Source organism: Calditrichota bacterium (assembly GCA_016867835.1).
In the GTDB taxonomy this organism is placed as follows: Bacteria; Electryoneota; AABM5-125-24; order Hatepunaeales; family Hatepunaeaceae; genus VGIQ01.
The window spans coordinates 1-8,354 of record VGIQ01000118.1; the positions used below are offsets into that span (position 1 = coordinate 1).

General features: G+C 58.3%; 8 protein-coding genes. 7 read left to right on the plus strand and 1 reads right to left on the minus strand.

The window, feature by feature from the left end; translation table 11 throughout:
• Positions 1–1,154: hypothetical protein (locus FJY67_10185; GenBank protein MBM3329822.1), on the minus strand; the 1,154-nt coding region annotated here is incomplete at its 3' end.
• Positions 1,155–1,253: 99 nt separating this feature from the next.
• On the opposite strand from FJY67_10185, the gene der reads away from it, so the two are divergent.
• The 7 genes from der to FJY67_10220 all read left to right on the plus strand — a co-directional run.
• Positions 1,254–2,687, plus strand: a complete 1,434-nt coding sequence (der, locus tag FJY67_10190; GenBank protein ID MBM3329823.1) for a ribosome biogenesis GTPase Der — start codon at positions 1,254–1,256, stop codon at positions 2,685–2,687.
• Positions 2,688–2,876: 189 nt separating this feature from the next.
• Positions 2,877–3,257: a response regulator gene (locus FJY67_10195; protein MBM3329824.1), complete on the plus strand. Its 381-nt coding sequence runs from the start codon at positions 2,877–2,879 to the stop codon at positions 3,255–3,257.
• A gap of 143 nt (positions 3,258–3,400) precedes the next feature.
• Positions 3,401–4,141, plus strand: a complete 741-nt coding sequence (locus FJY67_10200) for a hypothetical protein (protein MBM3329825.1) — start codon at positions 3,401–3,403, stop codon at positions 4,139–4,141.
• 18 nt (positions 4,142–4,159) lie between these two features.
• The gene (locus tag FJY67_10205) at positions 4,160–4,801 is read left to right on the plus strand and encodes a hypothetical protein (protein MBM3329826.1); all 642 of its coding nucleotides are present in this window, start codon (positions 4,160–4,162) and stop codon (positions 4,799–4,801) included.
• A gap of 325 nt (positions 4,802–5,126) precedes the next feature.
• A complete protein-coding gene (locus FJY67_10210) occupies positions 5,127–6,260 on the plus strand; it encodes a carboxypeptidase regulatory-like domain-containing protein (protein ID MBM3329827.1) in 1,134 nt (377 codons plus the stop codon).
• Positions 6,208–6,921: a T9SS type A sorting domain-containing protein gene (locus FJY67_10215; protein ID MBM3329828.1), complete on the plus strand. Its 714-nt coding sequence runs from the start codon at positions 6,208–6,210 to the stop codon at positions 6,919–6,921. Before FJY67_10210 ends, FJY67_10215 begins: the two co-directional genes overlap by 53 nt.
• Before the next feature lie 230 nt (positions 6,922–7,151).
• The coding region (locus FJY67_10220; GenBank protein ID MBM3329829.1) for a hypothetical protein at positions 7,152–8,354 on the plus strand (1,203 nt) is incomplete at its 3' end.

Sequence of the window (8,354 nt, forward strand, 5' to 3'; positions counted from 1 at the left end):
GATGACGTCGATCCGCCGATGTAGTAGCCTCCTTCATTGTCGGCGATGATACGCATCCCGGTGTCGTGCCCCGTGCCGCCATAGGTCGTCTGCCACAGCATTTCACCTTCGGCATCGGTGCGCACTACAATGCAGTCTGTGTTCTCGAGGTTCCAGCCGGGGCCATCGCCGATCGCTCCGACTACGACGAATCCCCCACCCGGCAGGGTTTTGACGTCCATCAGCCACTCGGTCCGGTCGTTGTCGATGACCCGGTTCCACTCCATTTGCCCTTCGGCGTTGGTTTTGACCAGCCAGCCGTCCCAGGATACGATCCGGCCCGGCTCTTGTTCATCCTGAACGCTCACTGCTCCGGCAAGCAGGAATCCCCGATCGGCGGTTTCGATGACCTTCATAGCAAAGGCGAAGCGATTGTCCAGTGTGAACCTCCGGATGTCGGCATTCCGGCCTTCGAGATCGGATATGACGAGCATCATCTCGGACTCCTCCATGCCCCCCTCGCCCCATAGCATCCGCTGCCCGGCCAGCACGAGGCGCCGGCCGTCACGGGACATCAGAAGGGAAATCCCATATTCCCCTGATGCGGCTTCGCCGTAGTTCCGCCTCCAGACCACCCGGCCGTTCGCGTCGATCTTCCAAAGCGCAAAGTCATCGTGATGTTCATTGCCGGGATAGTAGGTTCCACCTACAAAGAAGGACCCTTCCGGACCATTGATGACGGAAAACGCCTCGCTATACTCGGTGGCATCGTCCAATACCGAAAACCAGCCTTGCCCTCCGATAACCATTTTAAGTAGTGTAGCACGACGTGCGTCGTTCTGCGGGATCTTGCAGATGCCGGGAATCATCACAGCACCGTCAGCCGAATTGATCACGTCCCGCCCTTCCGACCAATCTCCTTGCGCATGGACGTCCGATGCCATTTGCTGCCTGCCGTCTGAACCGGCAAGAGCGAAATAGGTGTGAGGCACTCCCGGCTCTCTGGTGTAGCCGCTCATCATTAGGTTCCCGTCCCCTATCCGCACCATCCCCCATAGAGAATCATTCGCCGCCGTCCCGTAGGTCCGCGACCAGAGCGAATCAGGCTGTGCCGTTGTCTCCCCCGATGCCATCAGAAGGAGCATCAGGAGCATAAATCCCGAAACAGTCTTCATGTATCCCCCGTCCCGTAACGGTTCTTGACCAAATCTTCTTAGCCTTCAATATACCGACAATTCGGCATTCCGGCAAGTCTTACCGGAAAGCGTTGCCCTATGACAATGCCTCGCTTATCTTGTGTATCTGCAGCGCACCCATACGCCAATACCGGTACCAAACCAGATTGTCTTTTGCCTTTACCAACTGTTGCCATAGTCGGCCGCCCCAATACCGGAAAATCGACGCTCTTCAATCGCATCCTCAAGCGGCAGTTAGCCGTCGTAGATGCCGCAGAGGGGGTTACGCGCGACCGCCATTATGCCGAAACGGAGTGGGACGGCGTGCCGTTCATTCTGATCGACACCGGCGGTTATACTCCCCCTTCGGAGAGCGCTGAGTTGGCCGCAGCGGTTCGCGAGCAGACCCTCATCGCGGCCAGTGAGGCCGATATCCTCCTCTTTGTAGCCGACGCGCAAGCCGGGTCGGATGCCAATGAGCACGAACTGGCGCGCATCGTACAGCGTCGCGCTGCGCCGGTTCTGTTCATTGCCAACAAGATTGACGACATCACCCGGATCGGGCTGGCTTGGGAGATGCCCTCCTACGGGCTCGGCGACGTCCATCCGCTTTCGGCACGGACCGGTTTCCAGGTTGCCGAGATGCTCGATGCCCTGACTACTCGCATCCGGAAGATGAAGCCGGTCCTGCCCGAGGCTTCGGCACCGGAGGCGCTCTCGCTCGCCATTATCGGCGCTCCCAACAGCGGCAAGTCAACCCTCGTCAACCGTTTGGCCGGCGAAGATCGTATGGTCGTCTCGGACCTTCCCGGCACCACGCGCGATGCCATCGACACGATAATCCAATATCACGGCGAACGCATCCGGCTCGTCGATACGGCCGGCTTGCGCAAACGACGGCTCGGTCAGCAGGGCATCGAGTTCTATTCCACATTAAGGGCTTTGAATGCCCTCCAGCGATGCGATGTGGCGGTGATCCTGATCGACGCCTCCCAAGGTCTCACCCAGGGCGACATCCGCCTGGCGCAGCAGGCTGCTGATGCCGGCACAGGCGTCATTGTAGCGGTCAACAAGTGGGATTTGGCGGCTCTGTCGAACGCTGTTCCCGATCCAACGCTGAAGTCTGATCCCGACCGTCTGGCAGACCTCTGGGCAAAGGAGTGGACATCCCGTGCTTCGAAACTGACGTGGGTGCCGTTACTCTTCACCTCTGGTTTGACTGGTCGTAAAGCCGTCAACATCATCGCATCAGCTTTGAAAGTAAAGGCTGAGAGATCGCGTCGGATTCCGACGCCCGAACTGAACGCGACGATCACCCCGCTCCTGCAGCGTTCTCCGCCGCCTGCCGTAAAGGGACGAATGGTGCGCCTGAAGTATGCCGCGCAGGTGGGGACGAACCCTCCGTCATTCGCCTTCTTTTCAAGTCACGCGAACACCGTCGGCGACGCCTATATCCGTTTTGCCGAGCGACTCCTGAGGGAGTCCTACGGCTTCATTGGAGTCCCCCTTCGCATCTCTTTTCGCAACAAGTAAGAGGAGGACTTATCGGCTGTTTCATTTCAAGGGCTTCAATGCCCGTTCTGTCACCATGCCCTTGATTCCTTTCTCCCTTTCCACCTTTCTTCCTTCCTCCCTTGACTTCATCCTTCATACTTTATCCTTTATCCTTTCAAGGCGGCACACTATTTGCCCATAGACTTGGCATATGTGGAGCCTTGGAACGTGACGCCCGAATCCCCTTCCGCTACTGCTATGGGCAATCTGGTGCTGCTGGCTGAAGATGAATGGCTTCTGCGGTGGTCGCTCGAACGCGCCTTGACCCGCCGTGGTTTTCAGGTTATTGCCGCTGAAACCAGCCGGGCTGCGCTCGATGCCGTGGCCAAGCATGAGTTCGCCTGGTTCATCAGTGACTACAAGATGCCGGATATGGATGGCTTGACCGCTCTTGGTGAAGGCCACCGGATGCGCACCTCGATGAAGTTGCTCCTGATGACCGCCTATGGCACCCCCGAGATCGAGCGGACGGCGCTGCAGATGGGCGCAAGATACCTCGCCAAGCCCTTCGAGATCGAAAAAATCGTCGAGATCATCTCCGGCAATTAGCCGTTATATCCCTCCCGCCCAGTTCACGCACTCGCTTTTGCGTGAAAATCCCCATATCTTGAGCCATCTAACCCTTTACGAGGCGGTGTCTGACGCCATTCACGCGCCTTGACTTATCCACAGCATTCCGATACTGACGATATTTGATCCCAAGCCTTGACCCGTCGCTACTCGCTATAGCGGCATCTCTGCTCTGCGCGGCCGCCCTTATCGGGGGGCTGCTTCCGCTCTTCAGCCGTATTGGCGGAGCCGGCTTGCACCGCCTGCTGGCGCTCGGCACCGGGCTCCTCATCGGAACGATTTTCTATCACATGCTGCCCGAGTCGGTTACCGGATCCGGAGCAGCGACATCACTCCTGGCCGGACTGTTGGGTCTCTTCGTGGTGGAACGGCTCGTATTTGCAAGTAAAGTCGAGTCTGAACCGGGCGGCAGCCATAACCTCCTCGGCGCAACAGCCTATTTGGGTCTCTCGATTCATGCCCTCACCGTTGGTCTCGGCATGGCAGCGCAACTGAGCGAACCCGATGCGCGCCTGCCCCTCCTGACTTCACTCCTAATCCATAAGTGCTCCGAGGCTTTTGCTCTCGCGACGATACTTCTGTTGGCCGGGGTGCCACGTTTTCGGGCGATGTTGTTACTCGTGGCTTTTGCCTTCATCGAGCCGCTTGGACTCATCGCCGGCAACGCAGCATATAGCCTCCTCCCCGCAATCGGACAGACCGCCATTCGCGGTCTTGCAACCGGGACATTTCTCTATGTGGCTCTCTGCGATCTTCTTCCCGAAGTCTTTCACGACCCTGAGCGCCGCTGGGCAACGTTGACCCTGCTCTTATCGGGAGTAGCGATCATCGGTCTGCTCTCCGGTCCGGGGCACACTCACTAACTGCAATAGGATAACGGCTTGGATCAACTCCCCCCCATCATAGACATCTTCCTGCACCTCGATCGTTATCTCGGTGCCATACTCGAGCAATATGGACTCTGGACCTATCTCATCCTCTTTCTGGTGGTCTTCTGCGAAACCGGACTGGTTGTCACCCCGTTTCTGCCCGGGGATTCACTCCTATTCGTAGTAGGCGCCTTCGCGGCTGGAGGCTGGCTTGACATCAAGTGGCTCTTCCTCGACCTCGCCGTTGCTGCGATTCTTGGCAACATCGTCAACTACGCTATCGGCAGCCGTCTCGGACCAGCCGTTCTGGAGCGCGATACCCGGTTCCTAAAGCGCGAGTATCTCGACCGGACGGCTGCCTACTTCGACAAGTATGGAGCCACGACAGTCGTTATCGCCCGGTTCCTTCCGATCCTGAGAACCTTCGCACCGTTTATGGCCGGAGTCGGCCGCATGAACTATGCCCGATTCACACTTTACAATTTCGTCGGCTGTCTGGCATGGGTGGTTAGTTTCCTCTTCGGCGGCTACTTCTTTGGGAATATCCCCTTTATGAAGCAGCACCTTACCTGGGTAGTCCTCGGTATCATCGTCGTCTCAGCGGTTCCATCTGTCTGGGCAGTCTTACGAAGAAAAAAGGACCACAGCGCATAAGGATGAAGGTCTTTAGATCTTAAGAGTCCAGTAACTTAAGGATATAGTGAACAGATGAAGTCGAATCCGAAAGTGCAGGAACAGGTTGCGCTTTTGCGGATGTATTGCGGCTCACCCAGGGCGAAGCCAAGGTCTATCTGGCGCTTCTTAGCCGGGAGGGGCTAATGGCGTCGGAAGTGGCGCAACCCGCTTACTCGCTAACCGCTTATCCGCTTACTCGCTTATCCGCTTACTTTTTCCTTGACATCTTCTCCTCCGCGTCCCCCGTGATTACGCGACGCTGCAGTCCGGCGTCAGTTCCGCGCGAACCGGAGACACCGTTCTCGTGGCGCGCGGTGTCTATCGCGGCAATGGCAACCGCTGGGTCGAGATTCGCACCCGGTTAACGCTCCTTTCTGAGGAAGGTCCCGAAGTAACTATCGACGCCGGCAGCAGGTCCGCTGAAGAGGCTGGTATGAGCCGTCTCTCGACGCGTACCAGTCTGGAACCTGATGCAGACGTCGTCGATATCGGCTACCACTACAACCCGGACGATTTTTCCTTCAATAACATCATCTTCGGCTACGTTACCGACTTTGCCACCGACGAGCCGCTCGAAGGCGCTGTCGTCAGGATCGACAACGGCCGCCAGACAACCTCCGACGCTGAGGGATACTACCAGTTCATTCGCCCGTTGATAGGCGACTTCGTCATCAGCGCATCGGCTCCGGGCTACAATGAAGAGGTCTTCGGCGGACAGCGGATCGGCGAGACCGACTCCCTCCAGATAGACTTCGCCTTACTTCATCCGGAATTCGCTCTTGCGCCTGAGGAGATCAACATCGAACTAATCCAGGGTAGTCGCGTCGAGGAATCGCTCACTCTGGTCAATGCCGGCAACGGCCCACTGGAGTGGACCGTTCGCAAGCACCTGCCGGAAGACCAGAAACTTGCCTCGCTCACTCAGGAGGGCAGTCTGCCTGCCGCCCAAGGCGCAGGTGCCGATCAGTTGACCGCGCTCACCTTCGCCGCGGGGAGTTTCTATGTGGCTGGATCGTCCGAAGGCGCGAGATGGATCTACGCTCTCGATCCGGGTGGCGAGCGTTTCGCTCAGTTTCGTCAGTTGGGCTGCTCGCGTGATGGAATGAGCGGACTTACTTGGGACGGCAACTGGCTCTGGGGCGTCGATGACGACACCGTCTATGCCTTCGACCGCGCCGGCAACCTGCAGCGGAGATTTCCTTCGCCGCTCGCAGGATCCCGGTATGTTGCCGTGGTTCGGTCTGGTGCTGTTCAGATACTTCTGCTGGCCGGGATAGAGACTGATGTAGTTGGCTGCGACGTTATCGGCAATTCGCTCGGACCGTTGATCGACAGACAGGGTTTAAGCATTGGCGGTATGGCGCTGCTGCCCGAAGATAAAGGTGATGATACCTTGCTCGTCCTGCATCAGCCCCCTGGCGGCTCAAGCGTGTCATAAGATCGGTATGGCGACAGGCGATACGCTGCGCTGGGGCGTTCTCGAAGCCGAAGAAGGCGGTCGTCCGCTCGGACTCGCGCTGGCTAATGGCCTCTCGCCCTCGGTCATCAATTTGATCGCCATCCAGGAGGTATCGAACGACCCCGGCACCGACCGCATTACCATATGGCGGGCAGGGTCCGATGTCAGTTGGCTTGCGGCTTTGCCTCGATCCAGCACCCTCCGCGCCGGGGGAGAGCGACGGATTGGATTCACCTTCGATGGCCAGTCACTCCCGGTCGGCGTCTGGCGCGCCCGGCTTCTCTTCGGGCACAATGCACTTCCCTTTCGCAGCGAAATCCCGGTAACACTCACCGTTCTTGAGCCTGATCTTGCGCCTCTGTCTGACATCTTACCCCTCAGTCCAGCAACGATGAAGGTCAGTCCGAATCCGTTCAACGGCTCGCTGACCTTGATTATGGAACTTCCAACCGGGAGCCGGGTCGCCATCGATCTGCTCGACCTCCAGGGTCGGGTCATCGCAGTGCTCTATGAGGATTTCGTTCCCGCCGGACGGAAGGCTGTGGCATGTGATATCGGGAATGTCGCCGCCGGGCTCTACATCATCCGGATGACGCACTCTAAGGGGCAGGTATTGACCCGGGTGGTTCTTGTGAAGTAGAATTAGGGCTTAGGGCTTAGGGCTTGGGCTTGGGGCTTAAGGTTAAGGGCTTTGGGTTTGGTTGTGCCGTCAGACACTCTCACCCGACGGCACAACCTTTTTGCCACAATCGGCACAGCCGTAATTGACTTGCCGTACGCTTTGACCTATATTGAAGTAGGTTAGGCTCTTGACTTGGGAACTGCTCTCCAGAAGCCACAAGCCTAAACCCCTAATCCTAAGGCACTCAAATGTCAGGACAAATTAAGCGCCTTCTGCCGCTGGTTATGCTTCTTTTGGGCACCGCCAGCGCAGACGCCGTGCCTCAGACCGATGTCGTAGGCTACTGGCGCTTGGACCTTCGCCCCGGATATAACCTCGTCGCGTTTCCGGTTCTTCCCAATACTCCGACGCCGCAGGAGGTCTTTGGGGACCTATTAGGCGCAGCCGAGATAACCGCCTGGGATAGCCGGCTCGGACGACACCGCGTAGCCCGTTACAACCCCCAGTCTGAGCGCTGGGAGGGCGATCTCTTCCTTCTAGCGCGCGGCATCGCTTATTGGGTCAATTTGACCGGCGTTCGCCGGGAAGGCGTCCGGTTGCTCGTCACCGGCAACCCCGAACTCTATACCCGTTTCAGATGGTCTTCACTCGGAATGGGCTGGAAGTTCTACGCCCCGACGTTCGGTCGCCTGCAAGACCTATCCGACTTGCCGCCCGAAGGTGGAGTAGATATCCTGCTCGGCTGGAATACCGACTCCCATCGGTTTGAGATGGCCACGGCGCGTCCAGGCGGCTGGCAGTCGGCATCGTTTGACCGGTTGGAACCAGACCGGGCGTACCTTGCCCATCTGACCCGTCAGGCCCCGCGTGAAGCCGGTCCGCCGACTTTGCTCGAGTCGTTACAAGATCGGCAGGTCGATCCAGAACCCCGCCGGGATCCAGGTGTTGCGCCCGACTATCTCCTTCCACCGCGGCCTCTGGTCGTGGGAAACCTGCATGGGCAGCCGCTGCGCAATCCTGACGGCAATCACCTTGAAGGCGGATTCGCCGTTCACGTGGTCCGCGAAACTGTCCGACCCGGCAACGAAGGTGAAGTTGAGTTGATACCGGAATACCTCGATCGGTTCACCATTGGCGATGGCAATGCTCCCAATGGCCGGTTTCGCATACCTCTCACGATGAACAATGAACCGAACGGCCTCGCAATCGGCGACCGGATCTACTTGCTTGTCCGCGCCCGGGGCGGCGAGACGCAGTCAAACACGTTTGAAATCGTCGAGTCCGGCAATCGATTGAGCCTCGATCAAATCCCCGATCTCGACTTTGCCGAACCGCTCTCGCAGCCGGGCCATCCGCCGCTGCCGCCCGACCGGTTTGCTCTCGGTTCTATCCATCCCAATCCGTTCAACGAGCGTTTTGCCTTCGATCTCAGTCTGCCCGAGCAACGGGCG